Raw genomic sequence first — 25,912 nt, forward strand, 5'->3', positions numbered from 1 at the left:
GATACGATCGCGACATGGTCTCTCGCGCCCTCCGCCTGCCCGCCGCGATGCTGTTCCTGGCGGCAGGCGTGGCGCTGAGCGCATGCTCACCGAGCTCCCTGTTGCAGATGCAGCTGTCCGACGTCACTGGGGGGTCGGATCCGGACACGTCCGCAGAGATCATCGAGGAGCCGGACCCGGCCGATGAGGACGCCTGGGTCACCGTCTCCTTCGAGGCGCGCGAGGACGAGTTCGACATCGACCTGATGGACGCGCTCTTCGAGACCGAGCTCGCCGCCGACGAGGCGCTGGTCGATGCCGGCGTCGGTCAAATCGACGGCAATGGTGCGGGCGCCGGTGGCTACGACGTGTTCTTCGTCGGTGCGGACGCCGACGAGATGTGGCGCGTGCTGGAACCGGTGTTCGCAAAGGCGCCGGTGCCGTGGACGCGGGTCGAGCTGTCCGACGGATTCGACGATGCGTCCCCCGAGGTGCTCACCCGGGATTAACCGGAGCGACTCTCCGCGGCATCGCCCTGGCCCGGGGCCGGGATCTCGAGCAGGTGCAGGAAGTCCTCGAACAGCCTCGCCATGTCGACGGCGTCCGGATCGAGAAGCCACTGCAGCTGCAGGCCGTCCATCATCGCCGTCACGAGCTGACCGACTCGCTCCGCGTCGAGGTCGTTCCTCAGGTGGCCCTCGTCCTGCAACCGTGAGAACGACTCATCGTCCTGGTGCCGGAGGGCGCGGTAGCGATCGCGGAAGGACTCGTGGGCGGGATGCTGCGGGTCGGTCGCTTCGGCGGAGAGCACGACATGCAGGGCGACGAGGCCGGGGGAGCGGGTGTTACGCGCCACCTGCTCGCGCATCGTGTCGACGAAGCTGACGCCGGCGGCTTCGGACTCCTCGCGGCGTGCGCGGTCGATCTCGTCGCGCGCCGCGATGGTTGCGGCAAGCAGTCCGACCTTGGAACCGAAGTGGTGCAAGAGGCCCGCGTCCGAGATGCCGACGCGGCGCGCGATCTCGCGCAGCGATGTGCCGCGGTAGCCCTGCTCGCCGAACACTTCGACGGCGGTCTCCACGATCGTGGTCCGCCGTTTGTCCCCGCGCACGCGACGGAGGTCGGGTCGGCCGGGAAGGTCGGTGGGCGTGTCTTCGGCTGCGTTGCTCATGGCCTGCTCTCTTGCGAGGTCGGTTGCCGTCAGTCTATGCTCAACAAACTAAGCGAGCAGTTGCTAAGTTACTTTTCCCGTCAACTGCTGCGGCGTCAAGACTCGATGAGGAGGATCCCGTGAAGATGCGGAACAGGGCACTCGCGTTCGGTGCCATCGGTGTGGTCGGAATGCTGGCTCTCGCCGGGTGCGGCAGGGCGGACGATGCCGGTCAGGGTGGCGGCGGCGAGGCCGCGACAGTCGACGAGTCCGCGGCGAAGGGGACCATCGAGGTGTGGGCGATGGGTGAGGAGGGCGAGAACCTCGCCGATTTCGCGGACGGATTCGTGAAGGAGAACCCCGACGCGAAGGTGACCGTCACGTCGATCCCGTGGACCGACGTCATGACGAAGTATCAGACCGCCGTCGCCGCCGGCACGGTGCCCGATGCGATCATGATCGGGTCGTCGCTCCTTCCGTCGATGGTCGCCGCGGGCGGCCTCGCCAAGGTCCCCGGCGACCTCGTCGACGAGGAGTCGTTCAACGAGACGGCGCTCGAATCGACCGAGGTCGAAGGCACCTCTTACGCGGTGCCGTGGTACGTCGAGACGCGTGTCATGTACTACCGGGAGGACCTCGCCGAACAGGCGGGTGTCGAGGCGCCGAAGACGTGGGACGACCTGACAACCTTCGCGGAAGCGATGAAGGCGAACGGCTCCGACTACGGCATCCAACTCCCCATGGGCGACGCAGAGGACTCGACCCAGGTGATCCTGCCGTTCTACGCGCAGGCGGGCGGCGAGGTCCTGAACGACGCCGGTGACGCCTACGCGTGGGATGAGGCGGCCCTGACTGAGGCGCTCGACTACTACGCCTCGTTCTTCACCGCGGGGCTCGCGCCCATGTCCGGCTACGGCGACGCGCAGACGGCCGCGTTCGCGAACGGATCGAACCCGACCTTCATCTCCGGTCCCTGGATGGTGGGCGTGCTCGGCGACCAGGAGTCGCCCGAGTGGGTCGACGAGAACGTCCTCACCACGCCGGTGCCTGCCGGCACGGACAACAACGACTCGTACCTCGGCGGCGGCCACCTGGGTGTGTTCGAGGACGCGAAGAACGCCGACGGAGCCTGGAAGCTGATCCGTTGGCTGTCCGAGCCCGAGACGCAGCAGGAGTGGTTCGAGACGGTCAACGCCCTCCCGGCCGTGACCTCCGCGCTCGACTCCGAGCCGTTCACCTCCGACCCGCGCCTGTCGGTCCTCAACGACCAGCTCGAGAACACCGTCGCACCGCCGTCGGTGCCGAGCTGGAACGAGATGTCGGCATTCATCGAGACCGAAGCGGAGAAGGTCGCCAACGGCAGCAGCGCGGCGGAGTCGGCATCCGCCATCGTCGCCAAGGCCGAATCCCTCGGCACGGGCTGGTAGGCGTCGTGGCGCTCGTCTCGACGAGTGCGGCTGGGCGGCGAGGAGGCTTCGCCGCCCAGCGGCGCCGCACCGCCGTGGTGGCGTGGCTGTTCGCCCTGCCGTTCCTCGTCATCTTCGCGGTCTTCATGCTGGGCCCGCTGCTGGGATCCTTCGCGATGTCGTTCACCGACCTCGGGGTGCGGGACCTGCGCTCGCCGTTCTCGGTGAACGTGATCGGGTTCGACAACTTCGTCGCGCTGTTCCAGGACGAGCTGTTCGTGAAATCGATCGTCAACACGTTCTACTTCGTCGGCGTCGGCATCCCGCTCACGATGGCGCTCGGCCTGCTGCTCGCGGTCGCGTTGAACTCCGGGATCGAGAAGTTCCGGAGCGTCTTCCGGGTGGGGTTCTACACCCCGGTCGTGACCTCGATCGTCGCCGTCGCGGTCGTGTGGAAGTTCATCCTGCAGGACTCGGGGCTCCTGAACACGGTGCTGTCGTGGGTCGGCATCAACGGACCGGACTGGTTGAACGACCCGTTCTGGGCGATGCCCTCGATCATCCTCATGGGCGCATGGCGCAACATGGGCACGCTCATGATCATCTTCCTGGCGGGGCTGCAGGCGATTCCGCGGGACGTCTACGAGGCCGCGGAGGTCGACGGCGCGAGCGCGTGGCGACGGTTCACGAGCATGACGCTTCCCCTCATGCGCCCGACGCTGCTGCTGGGCGCAGTCCTGCTCTCCGTCGGGTTCCTGCAGGTGTTCGAGGAGCCGTTCGTCATGACGCAAGGCGGACCGCTCAACTCGACGCTGACCATCAGCTACTACGTCTACAACCAGTTCGGATACGGCGACTACTCGCTCGCGTCCGCGGCGGCCTACGTGCTGTTCGCGTTCATCGCGGCGCTGTCGGCCGTGCAGTTCCGGCTGCTGCGATCGAAGGACAACTGACATGGCGATCACGACGGTGACCGAGCCCGACAAGGCCGCGGTGACGACGGATGCCGCGCCCCGCCGGCGGCGGAGATCGGTGAGCTGGTCGCGGGGTGCCACCTACCTCGCGCTCACGATCGGGTTGATCGTCACGCTGGCCCCGTTCATGTGGATGCTGCTCGGCAGCTTCAAGACGCAGGGCGAGCTGCTCCAGCGTCCCATCACGTGGTGGCCCGAGCAGGCGACGCTCGACAACTACTCCCGCTGGCTGACGCAGCTGGACTACGGGCAGTTCTTCTTCAACTCGGTGGTCGTCGCGCTCGTGGTGGTCGTCGGCAACATCGTGTTCTGCTCGATGGTCGCGTACGCGCTCGCCAAGCTCGAGTTCCCCGGCAAGAAGGTGCTGTTCGGCCTCGTGCTGCTAACGCTCATGGTGCCGGGCGTCGTCACGCTCGTGCCGATGTTCGTCCTCGTGGCGAACATGGGGCTCGTCAACACGTATCCGGCGCTCATCCTGCCGTTCCTGGCAGGACCGCTCGGCGTCTTCCTCATGCGGCAGTTCATCATGGGTGTCCCCGACGCGCTCATCGAGGCGGCGCGGATCGACGGCGCGGGGGAGTGGCGCATCTTCCTGCGGGTCGTGCTGCCGCAGTGCGGCCCGCCGATCGCGACGCTCGCGATCCTCACGTTCCTCGGATCGTGGAACAACTTCCTCTGGCCGCTCGTGATCGCCCAGACCGAGCAGATGTACACGCTGCCCGTCGCGCTGTCGCTCTACTCCGTCGGGTCGAACGGCACGTACTACGGTCTGCTCATGGCGGGGTCCGTGCTCGTCGTGACACCGATCCTGCTGCTGTTCCTCTTCCTGCAGCGCTACTTCGTGCAGGGCATCACGATGACGGGGCTCAAGTAGGTCGAACCAACGAGAGGAAGTACTCGTCCGCGAGCGACCGGACGAGCGCACCGTCCCGTTCCGGCGCGGCGTCCTCGTACACCTCGGCCCGGTCGAGCTGCGCGGTGACGAAGCGGTCGAGGATCGCCGGCGGGGTCCCCGCACCGAGCTCGCGAGTCTGTGCCTTCTGGGCGATGAGGTCGTGCACCGCAGTCCGCACATCGTCGTCGAGGTCACCCTCTTCGATCAGGGCGGGGAGGTCCATCGGCGGGACAGCCTGCGCGGGATGGACCTCGAGCCATCTCAGGGCGGCAGCAGGACGGAGGACATAGAAGAACCGCTTGAGGGTGGGCTTAACCGCCCGCTGCTGCCGGGCGACGTGCAGGTAATGACGTCCGACCGCCCCGCGCTCGACGATGCGGTCGGCGAGATCGAGCAGGCCGTCGCGGAATGCCGGGTCGCCCGTGTAGACGATGGGAGAGCGGAGCCACTCGATCGCCGTCGCGTTGCCCTTCGCGATCAGCTTCACGGACTTCGCGAGATCCCAGCCGTTGACGTCGAACACCGCGTCCAGCGGGGTTTCGATCACGTCGCGCTCGGGCCACAGCGTCAGATACTGCTCGCGCGGCCGTACGAAGATGAAGCGGCAGTCGTAGTCGCTGTCGGGTGAGGGGAATCCCCACGCGCGGCTGCCGCTCTCGATCGCCCACGGGATCTCGACATCGTGGTCCCGCGACACCGCAGCGAGTCGACGATCGATTTCGGCGACGACGTCCGGATCGAGGTCGGCGGGGATGGCGCGCATACCTCGACGATAGCGAGAGCCGTCGCGTCAGCGGATTTCGAACGAGACCGCCCGCAGCATCTCGTCGCGGGACGACGGCCCGATGAGGAGCTCGAACTCCCCGGGTTCCACGATGCGACGGCCGGCGGCATCCACAATCGTGCAGTCGGATGCCGGCAGGTCGATCTCGACCGTGGCGTCGGCACCGGCGGCGACATCGACGTGGCGGTAGGTCTTGAGCTCCTTGTCGGCCCAGCTCACCGAGGTCACCGTATCGCGGACGTACACCTGGACGATCTCGTGTGCGGGGCGATCCCCCGTGTTCCGGAGCGTGATCCGTGCGCGGACCGTGTCACCGGCCGAGACGACGGGCGTCAGGACCTCCGCGTCGCCGTACTCGACGGTCGTGAACGTCAGGCCGTCGCCGAACGCGAACGCCGGCTGCTGCGTCAGGTCGGCGTAGCGGTCGCCGTGCTGGCCGCGGATCTGGTTGTAGTACGTCGGCTGCTGACCGGCGTGCCGCGCGAACGAGATCGGCAGGCGCCCGGAGGGTTCGATCTCGCCGAGCAGTAGCTCCGCGATCGCCCGTCCGCCCTGCATGCCCGGGTTCGCGACCCAGATGACGGATGCCTCGCGCACCGACTCCGGCAGGATCAGCGGCTTCGACGCCATCAGCACGACGACGAGCGGCGTGCCCGTCGCCGCGAGGGCGTCGAGGAGCGCCCGCTGGCCGCCGACGAGCTCGAGCGTCGCGGTCGACCGGCCTTCGCCGACGAGTTCGATCCGGTCACCGACCACGGCGATGGCCACGTCGGATCGCTCAGCGAGAGCGACCGCCTCGGCGATCTGCGCGGCATCCGGTTCGCTCGGTGCGACGATCGGCGGTCGCGGCTGACCGTCGGGGAAGACACCTGCGGGGTCGTCCGCGAGGCGGAGGATCTCCGCACCCGGCGCGTACTCGGCCGTCGCGCCCGCGAGCTCGCGCAGCCCGTCGAGGACCGTCGTGATCTGCGCACGCGGATGGCCATCCGGCATCCAGTCGACCTGTCCGGACGAGCCCGCCCAGTCGCCGAGCTGCGTCTGCGCGTCGTCGGCGAGCGGGCCGACGACGGCGATCCGTCGCGTCGCGGGCGCCAGAGGGAGCGTGCCGTCGTTGCGGAGCAGGACGAGCGAGCGCCGCGCGACCTCGAGGTTGAGGTCGGTGTGGGCGCCCTGCGCGATGACCGTGGCGATGCGCTCCCGGTCGGGAAGGCGCGGGTTCTCGAACAGCCCGAAGCGGAACTTGAGCGACAGGATGCGCGAGACCGCCTGGTCGATGTCGGCCTCGGCCAGCATCCCGCGCTCGACAGCCTCGAGGGCACCGGCGAAGAAGCCGGGCGTCGTCATGACCATGTCGTTGCCGGCCTTCACGGCGGCCGCGGCGGCGTGCGCGTAGTCGGGCTGCACCTTCTGCTCCCACACCATGCGACCGACGTTGTCCCAGTCGGTGATGAGGGTGCCGGTGTAACCCCACTCGCCGCGGAGCACGTCGCTGAGCAGCCAGTCGTTCACCGTGATCGGCACGCCGTCGGTGGTCTGGTAGCCGAGCATGAAGGTGCGGCATCCCTCCCGCGCGACGCGTTCGAACGGCGGCAGGAACCAGGAGCGGAGCTTGCGCCGAGAGATGTCGGCCTCGCTCGCATCACGGCCGCCCTGGGTCTCGGAGTACCCGGCGAAGTGCTTCGCGGTCGCGAGGATCGCGTCGGGGTCGTCGAGGCCGTCGCCCTGGTAGCCGCGCACCATCGCCGAGGCGAGCTCGCCGATGAGGAACGGGTCCTCGCCGAACGTCTCGCCCACGCGCCCCCAACGGAGGTCGCGGGCGATGCAGAGGACGGGGGAGAAGGTCCAATGGATGCCGGTGGCCGCCACTTCGGCCGCCGTCGCCTTCGCGACGCTCTCGATGAGGTCCGCATCCCAGGACGCGGCCATGCCGAGTTGTGTCGGGAAGATCGTCGCCCCCTCCCAGAACGAGTGTCCGTGGATGCAGTCCTCCGCGACCAGCAGCGGGATGCGCAGCCGGGTCTGTGCCGTGAGCTCCGCGGCGCGGAGCACCTTTTCGGGGGACGTGTGGAGGATCGAGCCGGCGTGACGCTCGTGCACGATGTGCTCGAGGTCCTCGCGGGCGTCGAACTGCATCATCTGCCCGACCTTCTCGGGGAGCGTCATGCGCCCGAGCAGGTCGGCGACGCGCTCCTCGACTGACAGAGCGGCATCCAGGTAGGCGGCGGCAGCGGTGTCGACGGTCGTCATTCGCGGGCCTTCCGGCGGGTGGCGGGGACCTCGACGGTGCGGACGGCGGTGACGGCGTCGTTGACGTTCAGGCCCTTCTTCTTCATCGCGCGGGCCCGCTCGCCGGCGGAGCGCAGGCGGGGGTTCACGTACTCGTCGATGCCGAAGTTGATGAGCGACAGTGCCACACCGATGGCGGCGATGCAGAGCCCCGGGGGCAGGTACCACCACCACTGGTTCTGACGGAATGCGCCCTGAGCGCTCGCCCAGTTGAGGATGGTGCCCCAGTTGTACGTGTTCACCGGGATGACGCCGATGTACGACAGAGTCGTGAGGCCGAGGATGGCGGCGGTCACGGTGCCGACGAAGCTCGCGGCGATGAGCGCCATGAGGTTCGGCAGCATCTCGACGGTGATGATGCGGCGCAGCGGCTCGCCGTTCGCTCGGGCGGCCTGGATGAAATCGCGGTTCCGGAGCGACATCGTCTGCGCGCGCAGGACGCGTGCGCCCCACGCCCAGCCGGTGATCCCGAGGACCGCGGCGATGAGGACGAGCGGCGGCTCCTCGAACATCGAGGCGACGATGATGATGAGCGGCAGACCCGGGATGACGAGGAACACGTTCGTCAGCGCCGAGAGGCCCTCGCTCTTCCACCCGCGGACGTAGCCCGAGACGACACCCACGACGATGGCGATGACGGTGGCCAGGATCGCAGCGAGGAAGCCGACGACGATGACGCCGCGCGTGCCGTGGATGACCTGACTGAGCACGTCCTCGCCGATGTGGGTGGTGCCCAGCCAGTGCTCGGCGGACGGCGGCTGGAACCGCGCCGTGTTGTCGACCTGGGTGGGCGAGAACGGAGCGAGGACGTCGGCGAAGATCGCGATGAGGACGAAGAAGCCGAGGATGGCGAGCCCCGTGATCGACTTGGCGTTGCGGAACATCGCGAACGCCGACCCCAGGCGGGCCCAGAACGTGTTGGGCGTCGGGTCCTCGGTGCGGGCCATGCGGATGGTGGCGGTGGTGGTCATGGTCAGGCCTCCGTCTGGCGGGTGCGCGGGTCGAGGAACGCGTAGGCGATGTCGGCGAGGATGTTCGCCACCAGCACCGACAGCGTGATGACCAGGAAGACGCCCTGCATCAGCGCGTAGTCCTTGCCGTTCGTGGCATCCAGCAGAAGTTTTCCGACGCCGGGGTAGCTGAAGACCATCTCCATGACGATCGTGCCGCCGACGATGAAGCCGATCGACAGCGCGAAGCTCTGGATCTGGGGGAGGACCGCGTTGCGGGCGGCGTACCGCCACAGCACGCGCGAGTTCGGCATGCCCTTGGCCTGCGCGACGGTGATGTAGTCCTCGTCGAGGACCGTGAGCATCATGTTTCGCATGCCGAGCATCCAGCCGCCGAGCGAGGCGATGATGATCGTCACCGCCGGGAGCGTGCCGTGGTGGATCACCTGCCCGATGAACTCCGGGGTGAACTCGGGCGAGTAGCCGACGCCGTACGCCTTGCCGATCGGGAACCACTTGAGGTTGACCGAGAAGAGGGCGATGGCGAGGAGCCCCAGCCAGAAGTACGGGATGGTGCTGAGGAAGGTCGTGATCGGGATCATCACCTCGGAGCGGCTCCCTCGACGCCAGCCGATGATGGCGCCGCCGATCGTGCCGATGAGGAACGAGATGATCGTGGCGAATCCGACGAGCCCCACCGTCCAGGGGAGGGCCGCGCTGATGACCTCACCGACCGGGCGGAGGCCGTGCAGGAGCGAGACGCCGAGGTCGCCGCGGACCATCAGGCCCCAGTAGTCGACGTACTGCTGCCACATCGACTTGTCGGTGTCGATGCCGAGCAGGGCGCGGAGCGCGTCGGCCGCCTCGGGCGTGACGTTGCGGTTGCGGGCGAGGTACTGATCGACCGCGTCGCCCTTCATCAGGCGGGGCAGGAAGAAGTTGATCGTGATCGCCGCCCACAGCGTGAAGAGGTAGAACAGGGCGCGGCTGCCGAGGAAGCGCCACGGGATGCGGGAGCGCCCCTTCACGGCGGTGGTCGCGGTGGTGCCGACCTCGAGCGCGTCGGACGTCTCGACGGGCAGCTGGGGTTCGACGGCGGTCATCGGGCACCTCCGGGCAGTCCCGGAGCCGACGCGAAGTGGCTCTCGGGGTCGGGGGACGCAGCGCGGAGCTCCTGCGTGTACGGGTTCTGGGGACGCAGGATCACGTCGTCGGCGGTGCCGCTCTCGACGACCCTGCCCTGGTTGAGCACGAGGATCTCGTCGCTGAAGTGACGTGCGGTGGCTAGGTCGTGGGTGATGTAGAGCACCCCGAGCCCTTCCTCGCGCTGCAGGTCGGCGAGGAGGTTCAGGACGCCCATGCGGATCGAGACGTCGAGCATCGACACCGGTTCGTCGGCGACGAGGAGGCGAGGACGGGATGCCAGGGCCCGGGCGATCGCGACGCGCTGCCGCTGCCCGCCCGAGAGCTCGTGAGGTCGGCGGTCGATGACCGAGTCCGGATCGAGCCGGACGCGGTCGAGGAGGCGGCGCACCTCGTCCTCGACCTCCTTCTTCGGGACGACGTTGTCGAGGCGCAGAGGGCGCTCGACGTGATGGCGGATCGAGTGGTACGGGTTCAGGGAGGCGAACGGGTCCTGGAACACCATGCGGAGCTGCTGCCGGTAGTCCCGCAGGCCCTTGCCGCGGCGGGGGATGGGCTTCCCGTCGAGGCGGACCTCGCCGCTCGTGGGCGTCTCGAGCTGGGTGAGGATCTTCGCGATCGTGGACTTGCCGCTGCCGGACTGGCCGACGAGGCCGATCGTCTGGCCGGACGAGAGGGTGAAGGACACGTCGTCGAGGGCCTTCATCTGACCCGCACCGCGGACGTGGTAGATCTTCGTGACGCTGTCGAATTCGAGTGTGGTCATCGGACGACGACCCCCCTTTCACCGGTCAGTCGCGGGAACGAGGACAGCAGCGTGCGCGTGTACTCGTGCTGCGGGGCGGTCCAGATGCGCTCGGCGGTGTCGATCTCGACGATCTCGCCCTTGCGCATGATGGCGATGCGGTCGCTGATCTCCAGCAGCAGCGGCAGGTCGTGGGTGATGAAGATGACGGAGAAGCCGAACTCGTGGCGCAACTGCGAGATCTGCTTGAGGATCTCGCGCTGGACGAGGACGTCGAGCGCCGTGGTGGGCTCGTCCATGATCATCAGCTGCGGGCGGAGCGCGAGCGCCATGGCGATCATGACGCGCTGGCGCATACCGCCCGAGAGCTCGTGCGGGTACGAGCGGCTGCGGGCGGCACCGACCTTGACGATCTCGAGCAGCTCGTTCACCGCGTCACGGCGTGCGGCCCGGTTCATGTCGGGGCGGTGCACCTCGAAGACGTCGGCGAGCTGCGACCCGATCGTGGCGACGGGGTTCAGGGCGTTCATCGCTCCCTGGAAGACCATCGAGATCTTGTCCCAGCGGAAGCGGCGCATCTGCTCCGGATCGAGCGAGTTGACGTCGATGTCCTCGCCGGAGACGTCGCGGAAGGTGACCGATCCGCTCGAGATGACGGCGGGTGCCTTGAGCAGGCGCTGGACGCCGTAGGCGAGCGTGGTCTTGCCGCATCCGCTCTCGCCGGCGAGGCCGAGGATCTCGCCGCGGCGCAGCTCGAGGCTGACATGGGTGACGGCTTCGACCGGGGGGTCGACGTCGTAGACGACCGAGAAGTCGTCGACGGACAGTAACGAATCGCGCATCGGTGCGTGCTCGCTTTCGTGGAGGTGAGCAGGGGGAGCGGGACGGATGCCGCGGGCCATGCGGCATCCGTCCCACCGTCGATCGGATTACTCTTTGGGCTTCAGCTTCGTCAGGATCTGAACGACGCCGACCTGCGTCGGGTCACCCGCGGCGTACTGGTCGTCCTCGGAGGGCCAGCCGACGTAGTTGCGGGTGTTGAACTCACCGAGGAGCGGGTGGGCACCCAGCGGGATGGCGGGGACGTTCTCGACGAACGCCTTCTGCAGGATTGCGCCGGCTTCGGCGCGCTCGTCATCCGAGGCAGCGTTGGCGTAGGTGTTCAGCGCCTCGGTGACCGCGGGGTCGTCGAAGCGGCCGAAGTTGAACGACGCCTTGCCGTCGACGATCCACTTCGGGTCCATGGTCGACGTGTACAGGCCGTACGCGTTGCCGGTGTCCTCGAGCCAGTGGATGATCGCGTCGAAGTTGCCCTCCTGCTTGCCGGCGTCCCAGCCGCCGAAATCGGGCTGGTCGACGTTGACCTTGATGCCGAGCGCCTTCTCGAGCTCCTCCGACATGAGGGCCTGCTCGGTGTTCCAGTCGCTCCAGCCGGCGGGGACGGAGACCGAGAACTCGACAGCTTCACCGTCGGGGTCGGTCAGCGTGCCGCTGTTCCAGGTGTAGCCGGCGTCCGTGAGGACCTCCTTGGCCTTGTCGACGTCGACGGAGTAGTTGTCGTCCTTGTACTCGTCGATGATCTCGCTCTCGAGCACGGAGCTGAGGCCGGTCTTGTTCCAGATCGCCTCGCTCGCACCCTCTCGGGCGATGTCGACGTAGGCCTCGCGGTCGATCGTCCAGGCGAGCGCCTCGCGCAGTGCGGGGTCGTTGAAGGGCTTCTTCTGCAGGTTCATGAAGAGCGTGCCGGCGCCCGGGGTGGGCGAGACCAGGAACACGTTGTCCGGGTCGGCGGAGAGGTAGCTCTCCTGGACCTGCGGGATGAAGGCCTGAGCCCAGTCCGCGTCGCCCGACACGAGCGCCGTGGTGAGCGCGGCGTTGTCGCCGTAGGAAACGTAGTTCAACTGGGGAACGGCGAGGTCGCCGCCCCAGTAGTCGGGGTTCGCCTTGAGAGAGACGGACTCGGTCGACCAGTTCGACATCACGTACGGGCCGGTGCCGACGAGCTTGCCCTCATCGGTCAGGGGGTCGGTGTTGGGGTCCTCGATGTCCTTCCAGATGTGCTCCGGGACGATCGGGGTGTGCAGGACGCGGCCCTGCGAGGTGAACTTCGAGCTCGAGAAGGTCAGCACGACCGTGTCGCCGTCGGCGGTGACCTCGGTGACGCCGAGAGCGCCGGTGTCGGTGAGCTTGCCGCTCAGGTACTGATTGAAGGTGAAGACGACGTCGTCGGCGGTGAAGTCCTCACCGTCGCTCCACTTCACGCCGCTGCGAGGCGTGACGGTGAGCTGGGTGTAGTCGTCGTTCCACTCGACCTTCTCGGCGAGCCACGGGGTGGTGCCGAGGTCTCCGGTCGGGTTGACGAGCGCGAGGGGCTCGAAGATGACCTTCGAGTAGCCGTAACGCGAGCCGGCCGAGTCGCCGAGATAGGGGTTGTGGGATTCCGTGGTGATCGCGCCGTCGGGCTTCGCGATCGTGAGAGCGGCTCCGGAGCCCTGGTTCCCGGAGTCGTTGTTTCCTCCGCCGGCGGCGCAGCCGGTGAGGATGAGTGCCGCGGTGAGACCGGCGGCGGCGAGGGAGGTCTTCAGCCTCATTGCTTCTCCTTCATCTGTGGTCCCGGCGCCGCGAACAGACCTCCGAAGGAGTGCCACTCGGCGCTGAGTGTGATTGCATGGGAAAACTTACAATCAAGTAAGTAAGTTCACAACCCTCCAGTGATGCGGGCGTCGCGATCTGCGTATGATCTGATCCGCACGCGGGGAAGAAGGCAGATCATGGTCGACAGCCGACACCAGACGAAGTCGCGTCCCGCGACGCTCGTCCGTCGTCGAGAGATCCTCGACGCGGCGCAGGAGATCTTCGGCTCCAAGGGCTTCGCGAACGGCACCCTGCAGGACATCGCCGACCAGGTCGGGATGACGCACGCCGGCATCCTCCATCACTTCGGGTCGAAGGATCAGCTGCTGCTCGACGTGCTCGAGCATCGGGATCAGACGGATGTCGTCGATCTGGACGGCGGGCGCATCCCGGGCGGGATGGAGCTGTTCCGCCACCTCGTGCACACCGCGATCATGAACATGCAGCGGGCCGGGATCGTGCAGGCGTATGCCGTGCTGTCGGCGGAGTCGGTCACCGACGACCACCCCGGGCGGGCGTACTTCGAGCACCGGTACACCGTGCTGCGAAAGGACCTGCGCGAGGCGTTCGAGCGGGTCTGCGAGGAGCGAGGCATCACGGATCCCGGCTCGATCGCGCACGGCTCGGCGGCGATCCTCGCCGTGATGGATGGGTTGCAGGTGCAGTGGCTGCTCGATCCGACGGCGGTCGACCTGGGGCGGGCGTCGGAGTTCGCGATCGAGGCGATCGTGGCCGCCGTCATCGAGCCGCGTCCGTCGGTCCTGGCGGAACCCGCCTGAGTTTGTTCGGCGTCGATGTCGATTCCGATCGCACTTGTTCGACGCGATAGTGAGAGGGACGAAAAGCGTCCCCCGGAACTCAGGAGATGACCATGAAGCACATGCTGATCATGCGGAGCACGCAGGCTGCGGCAGAGGCCTTCGCCGAGACCGATTTCGAGGCGGTCATCAATGCGATGGGCGCGTACAACGAGTCGATGATGAACGCCGGCGTTCTCGTCGGTGGCGACGGCCTCGCGCCCGAGCCGGGGTATGTCGTCGACTTCGACGGCGAGACGCCGGTGGTCAGCGACGGCCCCTACGGCGAGGTCCACGAGCTCTTCAACGGGTTCTGGATCGTGCAGACGGGGACCGCCGAGGAGGCCTTGGAGTGGGCGAAGCGCGCACCGCTGACGCCGGGCAGCAAGCTCGAGGTGCGGCGGGTGACCGACGAGAGCGACTTCGCGGACTTCGCCGACAACGAGTACATCGAGAAGGAGAAGGGCTGGCGCGAAGAGCAGGGCGCGTGAGCCGATGCGTCGCGCCCCACGTGGGCGACCGGGCTTCGCACGAGATTCGTGCGCTCTGTCGGGTCTCGACTCGCCCGGCCCGCGTGCTCGCGTGGAGCGGTGGCGCGTGGTCGTGATTCGCGCTCGCGACTGCGAGGTTCGGCGTCGCCTCAGAAGGGTGCCGGGTCTGCGGGTCGTGTGGCGGCAGGGGTGAAGGCGACGGCCGGTGTGGGTGCGTCTTCTCTGTAGGTCCTGCCGAGGGGTGAGGTCCATTCGAGGACCCCACCCGACAGTTGTCGCACCCGCCAGGCGGTGAATTGCTTCATCGAATGATGCCGTTGGCAGAGGTGGGCGAGGTTGCTCAGTTCTGTTTTCCCGCCGAGGGCGTGGTCGTGGGTGTGGTCGATCTCGCAGCGGATCGCGGCGACGCGGCATCCGGGGAACCGGCAGTGCTGGTCCCTGGCTTGCAGGAACCGGCGCATTCCGGAGGGGACCCGGTACGAGTCGGTCGACACGGTGACCCCGGTGGTGGGGTCGTGGAACAGGCGCTCCCAGATTCTGGTGTCACGGGCGAGCGTGCGGGCGGTCGCGGGGTCGATCGGCGAGCGGCCGGTCAGGTCGCACGGCCCGTCGTCGTGCCCGGTCAACGTCGCGGCGGGGACGAGAACCTGCACCCTCGCGCGGATCGCGCCGAGCGGACCCGCGGTGGTGTCGCGCGTGTCATCCAAGGCCGGTGTCCCTGCGAGGAGGAGGTCGGCGAACACATCAGCGCGGACCTGATCGGTCGTGCGCGCGTCGGTCGCGACGACCTCCGAGCCGGTCGCCCGCTCCACTCTGGTGTCGATGATCGCGCGTGCCTGCTGCGTGAGCCGGTCGTGGATCCCTTCCACGATTACCGTCGGGAGGGTCACGATCAGATCGCTCATTCCATCCCGTCCCGGCACGAGTCGCACGCATCGACCCGCGGTCGCCTTCTCGTGTCGTTCCGCGAACGATCGAGGGTGCATCCGGTACGCCAGGATCTCCAACTCACCCCGCACCCGGTTCGGCGTCTGACCCTCGCATCGTTCGATCGCGATCGCCTCGAACTCCGCCCACATCTCCGCGGGCAGGTTCACTCCGGCATCCACGATCGCGCTCACGTGCCCGCGGACGATCCGGCCCGCTTCCCATGCGGCTACTGCCGCGGGGAACCCTTCGATCGTCACTCGGGCTTCCCCGATGCGTCGTTGCACCGTCCGGTCGGTCATCCGCATCGTCCCGGCGACTTCGGCCGAGATGGAGCGCAGGGCCATGTCGTGCAGAAGGACATTCGCGTCGGAGTGAACGCCCTGCGCCTCTGCCAACCGCCCCGCTGCCGCAAGCACGCGAAGCTCCGCGATCTGCCCGGAAGCGATGACACGACCCGCGTCCTCAACGTCCGCAAGAATCCCCGCTAGGGCGGCGAGATACGTCTCGCTACCGGGGGTTTCCATTGCTTCCGTCATACCTGGACTCTCGCACCAACCTCGGACATTCCGACCCCGAAAAGCGCCGAATCAACAGCCCGTGGACAGATCCGATAATGAGAAACCACTCATCCGACGAAAGGTCCTACATCCAACCCGCCCGCTCCAGCACAACGCGCGCGATCTCGGCGACCGCTCGCCCATCCGTCGCGATCCGTACGGCATCCGGGGCACCGACGTCCAACCGCCGCGCAGCCGCGGCGCTTCGGGCCACGTGTTCCTCGAGGGCCGTCCCGATCTCTCGCTTGGCAAGGCGTTCCGCGGCGACGGCATCCGTCGACGTCAGCAGCACCGCCGTCGACCGCACGTCACCGCCCAGAGCAGCCTCCAGCTCGGCGACCTGCAGCACGCTGACGGTGTTCGTGAAGATGAGCCTCGAATACCCGACCTCACGATAATTCGCCCACATGGCGGCGAGATTCCGCTCCGCGAGGGGGATGCCGCTGCGCCACGGCTGAGGATGAGCCTGATCCAGATTGTCGCCCTCGATCACGGCGTGGCGGATGTCCGCCTGCGCGAGCAGGTGGGAGGCCTCGGCCGCGACGGAGGACTTGCCCACTCCGGAGCGCCCCCCGATGAAGATCACGTCGGTGTGCATCCCTCATCCTCTCGACCTAACGGCCGTGGCCGCATCCCGCAACCCCGCGCCGCACCCCGACGCCCCGACATACCGTGGCCGAAACGATGCGAACGGAGCGTGTGATGCGGACGTACGACTATCTGATCGTCGGTGGCGGAATGGTGGCGGATGCGGCGGCCCGCGGCATCCGGGAACTGGATCCCGACGGCACCATCGGCATCCTCAGCGCGGACGTCGATCCGCCGTACACGCGTCCGGCCCTGTCGAAGAAGCTCTGGACCGACCCCGACTTCACGTGGGATCAGGTGCCGCTCGGCACCGAGGAGACGGGCGCGGAGATCCGACTGGAGACTTTCGTCACCGGTATCGACCGCGACGCGAAGACCGTGTCGATCGGCGAGGGCAACGACCTCGGCTACCGTCGACTCCTCATCGCGACGGGCTCGAAACCCCGCGAGATCCCCGTGCCTGAGGACGACCGCATCCTGTTCTTCCGCTCGGCAGACGACTACCGGCGCCTCCGCGACCTCGCCGCGAACGGCGGGCGTGCGGTCGTCATCGGCGGCGGCTACATCGGCGCCGAGATCGCGGCGGCGCTCGTGCAGAACGGCGTCGAGACCGACCTCGTCTTCCCGTCCGAGGTCCTCGGCGACGGCACGTTCCCGCCAGCGCTCGCGACGCGCTACGAGCAGCTCTTCCGTGACGCCGGCGTCGAGTTGATTCCGGGTGCCCGCGTGGAGGAGGTCCGGACCGCCGGCAACCGCCTGCACGTCGCCCTCGAAGGCGGCGAGGAGCGCCCCGCCGACATCGTCGTGCTCGGACTCGGCGTCGACCCTGTAACCGACCTCGCCGAACAGGCGGGGCTGGAGGTGGACGAAGGTGTCGTCGTCGACGAGCACCTCGTCACGAACGACGACGCGATCTGGGCAGCGGGCGACATCGCGTCCTACCCCGACCCGATCCTCGGACGCACGCGGGTCGAGCACGTCGACAACGCGAACGAGCAGGGCGCGGCCGTCGGCCGGTCGATGGCGGGGGAGCGGCTGCCGTACACCCACACCCCGTACTTCTACTCGGCCGTGTTCGGCGTGCGATGGGAGGCGGTCGGCACGCTCGACCCCGAGAAGGATCCGCTCGTCGTCGATCTCGACGAGGACCGCACGGTCGTCTACTACCGTGACGAGAACGGCGCGCCCATCGGCGTGCTGCTGTGGAACGTCGAGGATGCTCGCGACCTCGCGCGTGCCGTGCTCGTCGACGGCGAGACGGATGCCGAGGCCCTCCGCACCCGTATCGGCTGACCCTGTGCCAGGGTGGGCGCATGACGCACCGTCGCCTCGTCGTTCCTGCGGTGCTCCTGCTCGTCCTCGGTCTGTCGGCCTGCGCGAGTGGGCCGCCGCTTTCGCTGGGCGAGGGATACGAGTCCTGCAACTCCGAAATCGATGAGCCGGTGACGTTCGGTGACGTGGCGCGGGCATCCGCAGCCGGCACGGTCGTCATGGAGTCCATCGAGCTGGAGGGCGCCAAGGGGCTCGCGTTGCGCGAGATCTACCTCGTGCCGATTCAGAACCAGGTCAGCCTGGGTGCGGACGCCTTCCCGCCGGCGGCGGAATTCTGGGATCGGCGCATCACCGTCCCCGGGACTGCAATCTCGCCCGGAGAGGAGATGACCGTGCTGTTCGTCGTCGAGGCCGTCGGCGGGGGCGACATCCATCGCTCCGAGGGATACACAGCGCGGTATTCGATCGACGGACGGCCCTACGAGACGACAAGTTCAGCCCAGTTTCGGCTCGCCCCGGACTGTGGGGCGGAGGACGAGGACGGGCCCTAGCCCGCCAGCGGCAGGGTGATGGTGATCGTCGTCCCGACGCCGATCGCGCTGTCGATCTCGATCGTCCCGTGGTGCTCGGCGACGGCGGTCGCCACACTCGCGAGCCCGAGCCCGGTGCCGCCGTCCTCGGGCTCGGCGAGACGTCCGCGTTCGCCGGGCGCCGTGATGGTGTCGATGTCATCCGGGTGGATGCCGCGGCCCGCATCCCGCACCGTCACGGAGACCGTATCGTCGCCGCGGACGACCTCGACGTGGATGTCCTCGTCGGAGTAGCGGGCCGCGTTCTCGAGGACGTTCGCGAACGCGCGGCACAGGGCGAGGACGTCGCCGCGCACTGTCGCCGTGTCCAGTCGGTCGAAGTGGATGCGCTCCTCCGCGCCGGCGCGGAGGACGACGGTCGCCGATCCGCGCACCACGAGCGACACGTCGAACGTGCGCTCGTCGTCGCGCATCCCGCGGACGGCATCTGCCATCAAAGCGCCCGCCATCGCCGCAAGGTGCTCACTGGTCTCGAGGGCGAGCCGCAGGTAGCGGTTGTCCGTACCGATCTCGTCCTCGAGTAGGTCGAGGTAGCCGCGGAGGGCAGTGACAGGGGAGATGAGGTCGTGGGCGAAGGTGCGCTGCAGGGACACCTGCTCGTCCTGGGCCTGCTTCTCCGCTGTAATGTCGCGCACGATCTTCACGAACCCGCCGACGCCCGTGTCGTCGTGGATCGCGGTGATCGTCACGTGAGCCCAGAACTGCGAGCCGTCCTTGCGCACCCGCCACCCGTGATCCTCGACGCTCCCATCCGAACGCGCCCTGTCGAGCAGCGTGTCGGGGAGCCGGTTCTCGCGGTCGACGGCGCGGTAGAACAGCGAGAAGTGCTGTCCGATGATCTCGTCGGCGGAGTAGCCCTTCAGGTCCTCGGCCCCGACGTTCCATCCCCGCACGAAGCCGCTCGAGTCCAGCTTCACGATCGCGAACAGGGCTACGTGCTGCTCCCACGCCTCGATCGCGTCTGTTCGCACCTTCATGGTCCCCCGCCGGTCGGTGTCAGTCGTATCCGTCAGCATAGAAGCATTCCCGAGGCCCGCCCCGCGCTCCGGTGTGCCCTGACGCCCGTCAGAAGGCGCGGACCTCGCCCGGGCTCGCCGGCGGCAGCGGGGCGTGGGTGTCGAGATCCTCCATGAGGTGGATCGACGCATACGGATGAGGGGTGATGCGACCCGCGTCGTCGAAGACGCGGAGCGCGCGCCGCAGGAGGCCACCGGGAAGAAGCGGATGCCGGAACGTCACCTCGACACGGGTGTCGGGCCATTCCCCCACGATGTCGATGCGGGGCTCGCTCAGCCCCGGAGTCAGCGGTTGACGTTCCCCATCCGGTCCCCGCCAGTACTGGGCGAGGTCGCCGAACTCGTCGACGAGCGCGGTGATCGCGGCATCCCGTCGCTCCATCGGCACATGGATGCGCCGCCAGGGCACGTCCGGCGTGGTGTCGACGACCTCGTCGGGCTGTCTCCAGTGGAGGATGTCCATGAACTCCTCTTCGGACAGCGGTACCGCATCGCTCATCGGTAAGAGTCGTTCCGGGAGCGGACCGGTGGGCAGCAGAGCGGTCGCGTACCGGTAGTGGTAGGAGGTTCCGCCGTGTTCCGCGCGCACATCGGGCGCGTCGGGCGAGAAGACCATGCGCGGCGCATCGCCGGCGTCCTCGACGATGAGGACGCGTCGATCGATCGTGCGCGTCGTGCGCGTCCCGCCGGCGATCACGATGAGCTCCGTGTCCGTCGACCACGCTGCCCGGTCGTCGGGATCCGGGTCGCGGCGCTCGCGCAGCCAGAGCCCGTGGCGGGTCGCCCCGACGGCGTACCTGCTGCCGTCCGCGTGTGCCTGGGCGACCGTGCCGACCCAGCGGACGTGGACGGCGGTCACCGGCCGATGCAGATCGCCCTCATCGTCCTCATCGTCCTCGCTGGACGCGTACACGACCCACGCACCGTCCGGAGCGGCGTACACGGTCACACCGACCGCGACGTCGCCGACGTCCAGATCCGGCCAGGCGACGACCCGGTCATCCTCGCCGGCGGCCCGGATCACCGCGACCGGCTGCGTCATGCTGACGAGGATCTCAGCGTCCTGACCCACGGCGACGCGCCGCGCGCGGGAATCGGTGCTCACGTGGTGATTCTGCCCCACGGTGGATCAGTCCGCCTGAGCTCGGCGCGCCGCCCGATCCGATGCGCGGTCGGCGACGAACACCCTCCGTGACGATCACCTGGCAACCCGAATCCGCGCGCGCTCGGACGCGACTGGAGACGGATGCCGCAGCCCTCGGCCTGCGTCGGGTCGAGATCCCGACGACCATCGGCACGGTCGTCGCACGCGTGGGGGTCGCCGCCAGCCCCGTGGCGACCGTCCTGCTGCACGGCGCCGCCGGATCGTGGACGAGCTGGACCCCGCTGCTGCGAGCCGCTGCTCGATGCGACGATCCGGTGCGCAACGTCGTCGCGCTCGACCTGCCCGCCTGGGGCGAGAGCCCTTTCCCGTCCGACGGGATCGACATCGGGCGTTTCAGCGAGGCGATCCGCGAGGTCGTCATGGCCCTGGGATACGAGCGATGGGATGTCGTCGGTCACTCGCTCGGCGGCGCGTTGGCCCTCGACCTGGCTGCCCGTTCTCCCGAGAGGACTGATTCCGTCTTCCTCGTCTCGCCGTCGGGACCGGCCGTGTTCGACGCCGTGCGACGGCCGCTCCGAGGCGGGCTCGGGCTGCCCGCCTTCGCGGGGATGCTCCTGGCCATGCGCATCCTCCGCGGTCTCGGCGACGCGTCCGCTCCGCTGCTCCGCACCCTCGACCGCGGCGGTCTCCTGCGACCCCTGAGCGCACCCCTCTTCGCGCTGTCCCGCCGGATCGACCCCTCCGTCGTGCACGCGCTCGCCGACGAGATCCGGCCGCGGGCTTTCGTCGCCGCGTCCCGTGCCGCCGCAGCCTACGACGAGTCGTCGTGGCGCGGCATCCGCTGCTCGGTGAGGTCGGTCCGCGGTGCCCGCGACGTGTTCGTGGGCACGGATGACGGTGCCGGGCTCGCGGCACTGATCGATGGCTTCGACGAGGTGGTGCTGCCGGACGCCGGCCACTTCGCAGCCGTCGAGCAGCCGGCCGAGGTCCTCCGGCTACTGCGCCGTGCGAGGCTCTAGGAGTCGATGCGGACCGCGTGACCGGTGACGACGATGCCGCCCGATGCCGGGATGTCGACGGTCAGCTCGCCGGCCCGGCCGACGTGCGCGCCCTGCTCGATGACGATCTGCGCGGGCGGTGCGACCGCGCCGAGCGACCGCAGGTACGCACCGAACGACGCCGCGGCCGATCCGGTGGCCGGATCCTCGGTGATGCGCCCCACGGGGAAGAGATTGCGTGCGACGAAGCGGTCCCGGCCGAGTCGGTGGGCGACCGTAATCGTCGCGGGCCATGCGCGGTCGTCCATGAGAGAGCGCACGCGCGCCGCATCGAACGTGAAGCCGTCCAACGCCGCACGGTCGGCAATGACGAGGACCGGATGCGGGTTGCCGGCGTGCGCGATCCGCGGTGGAAAATCCGCATCGAGGTCCGACGCCTCTAGCCCGATCTCGTCGAGGACCGCCGTGAGATCGTCTGCGGTGATCGGCGACACCGACGGTTCGACGCTCGTGAACGAGGCGCGTGTGCCCGCGGCATCCGTGCTCACCCGGATCTCGACGGCACCCACCGGCGTCGCGAACCGGATCGCGCCCGCCCCCACGCGGCCGGCATCGGCGAGAGCGACGGCGGTGGCGACGGTCGCGTGACCGCAGAACGGCACCTCGGCGATGGGGGAGAAGTAGCGGATCGTCAGGGCGCCGTCGCTGTCGGTCCCTGTGACGAACGCCGTCTCGGAGAAGTCGATGTCCGCAGCGATGCCCTGCATCGACGCCTCGTCGAGGGCGGACGCGTCGAGCACGACGCCGGCGGGGTTGCCGCCGTCGGAGTGCGTGGTGAAGGCGGCGTATCGGAGGATCTCGAGGTCGGGCACCGTTCGAGGCTATGCCCGTCCGCAGGGTCAGCGGCGGACGAGGTCGGCGACGATGGGGCGGTGGTCCGTCGCGATGCCGGCGACATCGAGTGTGGCGACCCGCGCGGCATCCCACTCTGGTGTCGCGAGGACGTTATCGATCGCGGCGCCGAACAACGGTGGAACCATCGAGGGCCATGACGGAGCGAAGGCGCCGACGGTGCGGCACGAGCCGAGTCGTCTTCCGGGCATGTTCGCGGGGACGGCGTTGAGGTCGCCCGCGACGATCGTGTCGGGGGAGCCGCAGTGCGACGAGATCCAGTCGAGGCCGAAGTCGCGTCCCGACGAATCGCCACGGAAGCTGAGAGCGACGAGGTGCGCGGCGACGATGCGCGGCGCAGCACCGTCGACCTCGGGAGCGAGGACGAAACCGGACGTGCGGCCAGATTCGTCCGCGTCCACGACCCGGTAGCGCGGCAGGTCGTCCGCGACGAGCACGGTCACCGCGATGCCGCGCACGCCATAGCTCACGTACCCCGCCGGTACATCACCGTCCCGGAGGAGGTTGCCCTGATAGAGCTCGCTGAGCACGACGATGTCGGGCTGGAGTGTGCCGATGAGAGCGGCGCGGGATGCCGCGTCCTCCGCTCCTTGCAAGACGTTCCATCCCAGCACTCGCAGCTGACCGTCCTGGCGAGCCGGGACGGCCTCGGGGGTGACGGTGGCGGGCATGGCGACTGCCGTCACGAGGAGCACGACGAGCAGACCGACGCTCACGACACCGGTGCCGAACAGTGCGACCTTCCGGCGTCGCCGGAGGAGTAGCGCGAGGAAGGTCAGGATGAGGGATGCGGCGAGCATGCCGGCGAACACGAAGCCGGGGAAGGCGAGCGCCCCGCTGAACAGCCACCACCGCGCGAGGAAGCCGAACTCCCGGCCTGCGAGGTAGACGACCGCGACGAGCGCGAGGGCCGCCGCGCCGATGAGAAGGAACGGTGTGAGCCGATCCCTGCGGGCAGGCCATTCGTTTGTCGTCATGTCCTACGCCCCCCGCGCGGTACCGGTCCGGCGAGTTCGCCGCAGGCCCACGCTACCCGTGCGCCCCGCGAGGACGTATGCCATGCTCCGACCGTGACTGACTGCTCCTGCGCGCGCGCCCACAACCTCGAGAGCCCCGGTCTCGAGCGGGGGCTTGACCTCGCCCCAGGGGCAGGGCTGAGGGTGAACCTGTGACTGCACGAGACGACGAGTGGATGACTGCCGGACGGTTCGGCGCGTCGACCCTGCTGTCGGCGAAGGCGCTCCGGATCTACGCCGAGCGGGGGCTGCTCCCTCCGCGCCGGGTGGATGCCGAGACCGGATACCGCTACTACTCGGCCGATCAGGTGCCGACGGGATGGCTGATCGCGCTCTTGCGGTCGGCCGACCTCTCGCTCGATCAGATCGCGTCGATCGTCGACCTCTCCGAGGAAGATCCGGATGCCGCTGTCGCCCTGCTCGACGAGGCGACAGCAGCGATGGATCGTCGAACGCAGGCTCACCATGTCGTGCTCGCTCGAGCGCGGCTTCATCTCACGAAGGAGACCCTGATGTCCGCTGTCGACACCGCGATCGAAGGCGACCGCCCCGTCCTGAGCGTGATGCGCCGCATGGCGCCCCACGAGATGGACCAGATGATCCACGATGAGGTCTACCACCTGCGGCAGATCGCCGCGGGTGCGGGGCTGCAGGTGACAGGGGATGCGTTCGGGGTCTTCCACGCGCCCGTCACCGATGACTCCGACGGTCCGCTCGAGATCGTCATACCCGTCGACGGGCTGATCGACGGCACCGAGGACGTCCGCAGCTACCGGATGACCGGCGGCCAGGTCGCGCTCCGTCACGCGGAGGGCCGCGAGACGGACTTCCCCGAGATCCTCGCGCTCTACGACGAGGTGTACGCCTGGATCACGGATGCGGGCCGTGCCCCCATCGGCCCGCCGCGGGAGATCTGGCACAACTCACCCCGCGACGACGAGCCACTGCGGCTGACGGTGGCGTGGCCGTTCGCGGGGTGATGGCCATCCGCTTCGCATCCGCAAGAGGGAGTTTCCCCGCGCCCGATGCGTCAGAGTGAGACGCGCAAGCCCGTCACGCATGTCATCGCCGCAGCCAGGTGCATCCGATTCGGTGTTCGCTACGAACAAACCCTGAAGGGATGACATGAGCACTCACACCACAGGCAAGCGGTTCTTCTTCTGGGCAGCCGTCTCGGGCCTGGTCGGAGGCGCGGTCTTCCTCGCGGTAGCCGAGCTGGCCGCGCTGATCTTCGCGAGCACGGCCAGTCCGATCCTCGCCGTCGGCGCGTTCGTCATCGACATCGTCCCGCGGCCGCTGAAGGAATTCGCGATCAGCACGTTCGGTGAGTACGACAAGATCGCTCTCCTCGCCGGGCTCGGTCTCGCTGTCGTCATCGCGTCGGCGATCGCCGGAATCCTCGAATACATCCGACCCCCGCTCGGCGTCGTCGCACTCTTCGTCGCCGGCATCCTGTCGGGCGCGGCGATCGTCACCCGTGCCGAGGCGACCCCGCTCGCCTTCCTGCCTCCCCTCCTCGGAACGCTGGGCGGGGCCGCGATCCTCTTCCTCCTCGGCCGGCGGCTGCGGGCCTGGCGCGACGCGCACACGTCAGACGGGGAGGCGCGCGAGGACGGTCTCGACCGCCGACGCTTCCTGCTGATGACCGGTATCGCCGGCGCATCCGCCGTCATCGTCGGCATCGCCGCCCGTACCGTCAGCGCCGCCACCGCATCCGCAGACGCGATCCGTCGCGCGCTCAAGCTGCCTGCCCCGAAATCCACCGTGACGATTCCCTCGGGCGCCGAGCTCGACGTCGAGGGGATCAGCCCGCTCATCACTCCGAACGCTGATTTCTACCGCGTCGACACGGCGCTCACGGTGCCGAACGTCGACCCGTCGACCTGGCGCCTCGTCATCGACGGCATGGTCGACACGCGCGTCGAGCTGTCGTTCCAGGACCTCCTCGACATGGGGCTCGACGAGTACGCCATCACGCTCACCTGCGTCTCGAACGAGGTCGGCGGCAACCTCGTCGGCAACGCGATCTGGCAGGGCGTGCCGCTCCGAGAGGTCCTCAAGATGGCGGGCCCGAAGGCGGGCGCCGACATGATCCTGTCCCGCAGCGTCGACGGATACACCGCGAGCACGCCGCTCTCGGCCGGCACCGACGAGAACCTCGACGCGATCCTCGCCGTCGCGATGAACGGCGAGCCGCTCCCTCCCGAGCACGGCTTCCCCGTCCGCATGGTTATCCCCGGTCTCTACGGCTACGTCTCCGCGACGAAGTGGGTCACGGAGCTCAAGATCACGACGTTCGCGGAGGACGAGGCGTACTGGACCCCGCGCGGCTACAGCGCCGAAGCGCCCATCAAGTTCTCGTCGCGCGTCGACACCCCGAAGAGCGGCAGCCCTGTGAAAGCCGGCAAGGTTCCGATCGCAGGCGTCGCCTGGGCGCAGACCGTCGGCATCGAACGCGTCGAGGTCAGCATCGACAACGGCGAGTGGATGCCGGCCAAGCTGTCCACCCCCATCAACGAGGACACCTGGGTGCAGTGGGTCCTCGAATGGGATGCCGAGCCCGGCACGCACTACGTGGCGGTCCGCGCGATCAACAAGAACGGCGACATGCAGATCGAGGAGCGTGCCGCGATCGCCCCGAACGGCTCGTCGGGATGGCAGCGTTCGCTCGTCACCGTGTCGTGACCCACACGG

At 68.5% G+C, this 25,912-nt stretch carries 25 protein-coding genes; 11 read left to right on the forward strand and 14 right to left on the reverse strand.

The window, feature by feature from the left end; translation table 11 throughout:
- Window positions 1-14 precede the first annotated feature (14 nt).
- On the forward strand, window positions 15-488 hold the full coding sequence (locus BLP38_RS01835; RefSeq protein WP_091352082.1) for a hypothetical protein: 474 nt from the start codon (window positions 15-17) through the stop codon (window positions 486-488).
- On the opposite strand, the gene BLP38_RS01840 is transcribed toward BLP38_RS01835, so the two are convergent.
- Window positions 485-1,150: a TetR/AcrR family transcriptional regulator gene (locus tag BLP38_RS01840; protein ID WP_197672425.1), complete on the reverse strand. Its 666-nt coding sequence runs from the start codon at window positions 1,148-1,150 to the stop codon at window positions 485-487. The two genes, BLP38_RS01835 and BLP38_RS01840, sit on opposite strands and share 4 nt — an antisense overlap.
- 125 nt (window positions 1,151-1,275) lie before the next feature.
- Here BLP38_RS01840 and BLP38_RS01845 point away from each other — a divergent pair, with 125 nt between their 5' ends.
- The 3 genes from BLP38_RS01845 to BLP38_RS01855 are packed head-to-tail and all read left to right on the forward strand — an operon-like array spanning window position 1,276 to window position 4,383.
- Entirely contained in the window at window positions 1,276-2,556 is a 1,281-nt protein-coding gene (locus BLP38_RS01845; RefSeq protein ID WP_231916587.1) for an extracellular solute-binding protein, read from the forward strand.
- A gap of 5 nt (window positions 2,557-2,561) precedes the next feature.
- The gene (locus BLP38_RS01850; RefSeq protein WP_091352085.1) at window positions 2,562-3,488 is read left to right on the forward strand and encodes a carbohydrate ABC transporter permease; all 927 of its coding nucleotides are present in this window, start codon (window positions 2,562-2,564) and stop codon (window positions 3,486-3,488) included.
- Between the two features lies 1 nt (window position 3,489).
- A complete protein-coding gene (locus tag BLP38_RS01855; protein WP_091352087.1) occupies window positions 3,490-4,383 on the forward strand; it encodes a carbohydrate ABC transporter permease in 894 nt (297 codons plus the stop codon).
- Here the strand turns inward: BLP38_RS01855 and BLP38_RS01860 are convergent.
- The 7 genes from BLP38_RS01860 to BLP38_RS01890 all read right to left on the reverse strand — a co-directional run bounded on the left by BLP38_RS01860 (window position 4,376) and on the right by BLP38_RS01890 (window position 12,903).
- Window positions 4,376-5,167: a nucleotidyltransferase domain-containing protein gene (locus BLP38_RS01860; protein ID WP_091352089.1), complete on the reverse strand. Its 792-nt coding sequence runs from the start codon at window positions 5,165-5,167 to the stop codon at window positions 4,376-4,378. The two genes, BLP38_RS01855 and BLP38_RS01860, sit on opposite strands and share 8 nt — an antisense overlap.
- 27 nt (window positions 5,168-5,194) lie before the next feature.
- Complete coding sequence (locus BLP38_RS01865) at window positions 5,195-7,435, reverse strand: glycoside hydrolase family 3 N-terminal domain-containing protein (RefSeq protein ID WP_091352092.1); 2,241 nt, start codon at window positions 7,433-7,435, stop codon at window positions 5,195-5,197.
- Window positions 7,432-8,445, reverse strand: a complete 1,014-nt coding sequence (locus BLP38_RS01870) for an ABC transporter permease (RefSeq protein WP_091352095.1) — start codon at window positions 8,443-8,445, stop codon at window positions 7,432-7,434. Before BLP38_RS01870 ends, BLP38_RS01865 begins: the two co-directional genes overlap by 4 nt.
- A gap of 2 nt (window positions 8,446-8,447) precedes the next feature.
- Entirely contained in the window at window positions 8,448-9,527 is a 1,080-nt protein-coding gene (locus BLP38_RS01875) for an ABC transporter permease (RefSeq protein WP_091352098.1), read from the reverse strand.
- Window positions 9,524-10,333, reverse strand: coding sequence for an ABC transporter ATP-binding protein (locus BLP38_RS01880; RefSeq protein WP_091352101.1), 810 nt, complete (start codon window positions 10,331-10,333; stop codon window positions 9,524-9,526). Before BLP38_RS01880 ends, BLP38_RS01875 begins: the two co-directional genes overlap by 4 nt.
- Window positions 10,330-11,154: an ABC transporter ATP-binding protein gene (locus BLP38_RS01885; protein ID WP_091359434.1), complete on the reverse strand. Its 825-nt coding sequence runs from the start codon at window positions 11,152-11,154 to the stop codon at window positions 10,330-10,332. Before BLP38_RS01885 ends, BLP38_RS01880 begins: the two co-directional genes overlap by 4 nt.
- An 87-nt stretch (window positions 11,155-11,241) precedes the next feature.
- A complete protein-coding gene (locus tag BLP38_RS01890) occupies window positions 11,242-12,903 on the reverse strand; it encodes an ABC transporter substrate-binding protein (protein ID WP_091352103.1) in 1,662 nt (553 codons plus the stop codon).
- Window positions 12,904-13,083: 180 nt separating this feature from the next.
- On the opposite strand from BLP38_RS01890, the gene BLP38_RS01895 reads away from it, so the two are divergent.
- Complete coding sequence (locus tag BLP38_RS01895) at window positions 13,084-13,725, forward strand: TetR/AcrR family transcriptional regulator (RefSeq protein WP_091352105.1); 642 nt, start codon at window positions 13,084-13,086, stop codon at window positions 13,723-13,725.
- A 92-nt stretch (window positions 13,726-13,817) separates the two neighbouring features.
- Window positions 13,818-14,234, forward strand: coding sequence for a YciI family protein (locus BLP38_RS01900; protein WP_091359438.1), 417 nt, complete (start codon window positions 13,818-13,820; stop codon window positions 14,232-14,234).
- 149 nt (window positions 14,235-14,383) lie between these two features.
- Here BLP38_RS01900 and BLP38_RS01905 read toward each other — a convergent pair whose 3' ends face one another.
- Window positions 14,384-15,700, reverse strand: coding sequence for an HNH endonuclease signature motif containing protein (locus BLP38_RS01905; protein WP_091352107.1), 1,317 nt, complete (start codon window positions 15,698-15,700; stop codon window positions 14,384-14,386).
- Window positions 15,701-15,806: 106 nt separating this feature from the next.
- The gene (locus BLP38_RS01910) at window positions 15,807-16,319 is read right to left on the reverse strand and encodes an adenylyl-sulfate kinase (RefSeq protein ID WP_091352109.1); all 513 of its coding nucleotides are present in this window, start codon (window positions 16,317-16,319) and stop codon (window positions 15,807-15,809) included.
- Between the two features lie 104 nt (window positions 16,320-16,423).
- Between BLP38_RS01910 and BLP38_RS01915 the strand changes: the two genes are divergently transcribed.
- Both BLP38_RS01915 and BLP38_RS01920 read left to right on the forward strand, forming a co-directional pair.
- Window positions 16,424-17,602, forward strand: coding sequence for an NAD(P)/FAD-dependent oxidoreductase (locus BLP38_RS01915; protein ID WP_091352111.1), 1,179 nt, complete (start codon window positions 16,424-16,426; stop codon window positions 17,600-17,602).
- A gap of 20 nt (window positions 17,603-17,622) precedes the next feature.
- Window positions 17,623-18,132: a hypothetical protein gene (locus tag BLP38_RS01920; RefSeq protein ID WP_091352113.1), complete on the forward strand. Its 510-nt coding sequence runs from the start codon at window positions 17,623-17,625 to the stop codon at window positions 18,130-18,132.
- On the opposite strand, the gene BLP38_RS01925 is transcribed toward BLP38_RS01920, so the two are convergent.
- Window positions 18,129-19,148: an ATP-binding protein gene (locus BLP38_RS01925; protein WP_091352114.1), complete on the reverse strand. Its 1,020-nt coding sequence runs from the start codon at window positions 19,146-19,148 to the stop codon at window positions 18,129-18,131. The genes BLP38_RS01920 and BLP38_RS01925 overlap by 4 nt on opposite strands.
- An 88-nt stretch (window positions 19,149-19,236) precedes the next feature.
- Window positions 19,237-20,292, reverse strand: a complete 1,056-nt coding sequence (locus BLP38_RS01930) for a hypothetical protein (RefSeq protein WP_231916545.1) — start codon at window positions 20,290-20,292, stop codon at window positions 19,237-19,239.
- Between the two features lie 86 nt (window positions 20,293-20,378).
- On the opposite strand from BLP38_RS01930, the gene BLP38_RS01935 reads away from it, so the two are divergent.
- The gene (locus BLP38_RS01935) at window positions 20,379-21,311 is read left to right on the forward strand and encodes an alpha/beta fold hydrolase (RefSeq protein WP_091352118.1); all 933 of its coding nucleotides are present in this window, start codon (window positions 20,379-20,381) and stop codon (window positions 21,309-21,311) included.
- On the opposite strand, the gene BLP38_RS01940 is transcribed toward BLP38_RS01935, so the two are convergent.
- Both BLP38_RS01940 and BLP38_RS01945 read right to left on the reverse strand, forming a co-directional pair.
- Window positions 21,308-22,162, reverse strand: coding sequence for a PhzF family phenazine biosynthesis protein (locus BLP38_RS01940; RefSeq protein WP_091352120.1), 855 nt, complete (start codon window positions 22,160-22,162; stop codon window positions 21,308-21,310). The genes BLP38_RS01935 and BLP38_RS01940 overlap by 4 nt on opposite strands.
- 27 nt (window positions 22,163-22,189) lie before the next feature.
- On the reverse strand, window positions 22,190-23,179 hold the full coding sequence (locus BLP38_RS01945) for an endonuclease/exonuclease/phosphatase family protein (protein WP_091352122.1): 990 nt from the start codon (window positions 23,177-23,179) through the stop codon (window positions 22,190-22,192).
- A gap of 191 nt (window positions 23,180-23,370) precedes the next feature.
- Between BLP38_RS01945 and BLP38_RS01950 the strand changes: the two genes are divergently transcribed.
- Complete coding sequence (locus BLP38_RS01950) at window positions 23,371-24,198, forward strand: MerR family transcriptional regulator (RefSeq protein WP_231916546.1); 828 nt, start codon at window positions 23,371-23,373, stop codon at window positions 24,196-24,198.
- Between the two features lie 145 nt (window positions 24,199-24,343).
- On the forward strand, window positions 24,344-25,903 hold the full coding sequence (locus tag BLP38_RS01955) for a molybdopterin-dependent oxidoreductase (RefSeq protein WP_091352127.1): 1,560 nt from the start codon (window positions 24,344-24,346) through the stop codon (window positions 25,901-25,903).
- Window positions 25,904-25,912 lie beyond the last annotated feature (9 nt).

This window comes from Microbacterium sp. LKL04, assembly GCF_900102005.1.
GTDB lineage: Bacteria > Actinomycetota > Actinomycetes > Actinomycetales > Microbacteriaceae > Microbacterium.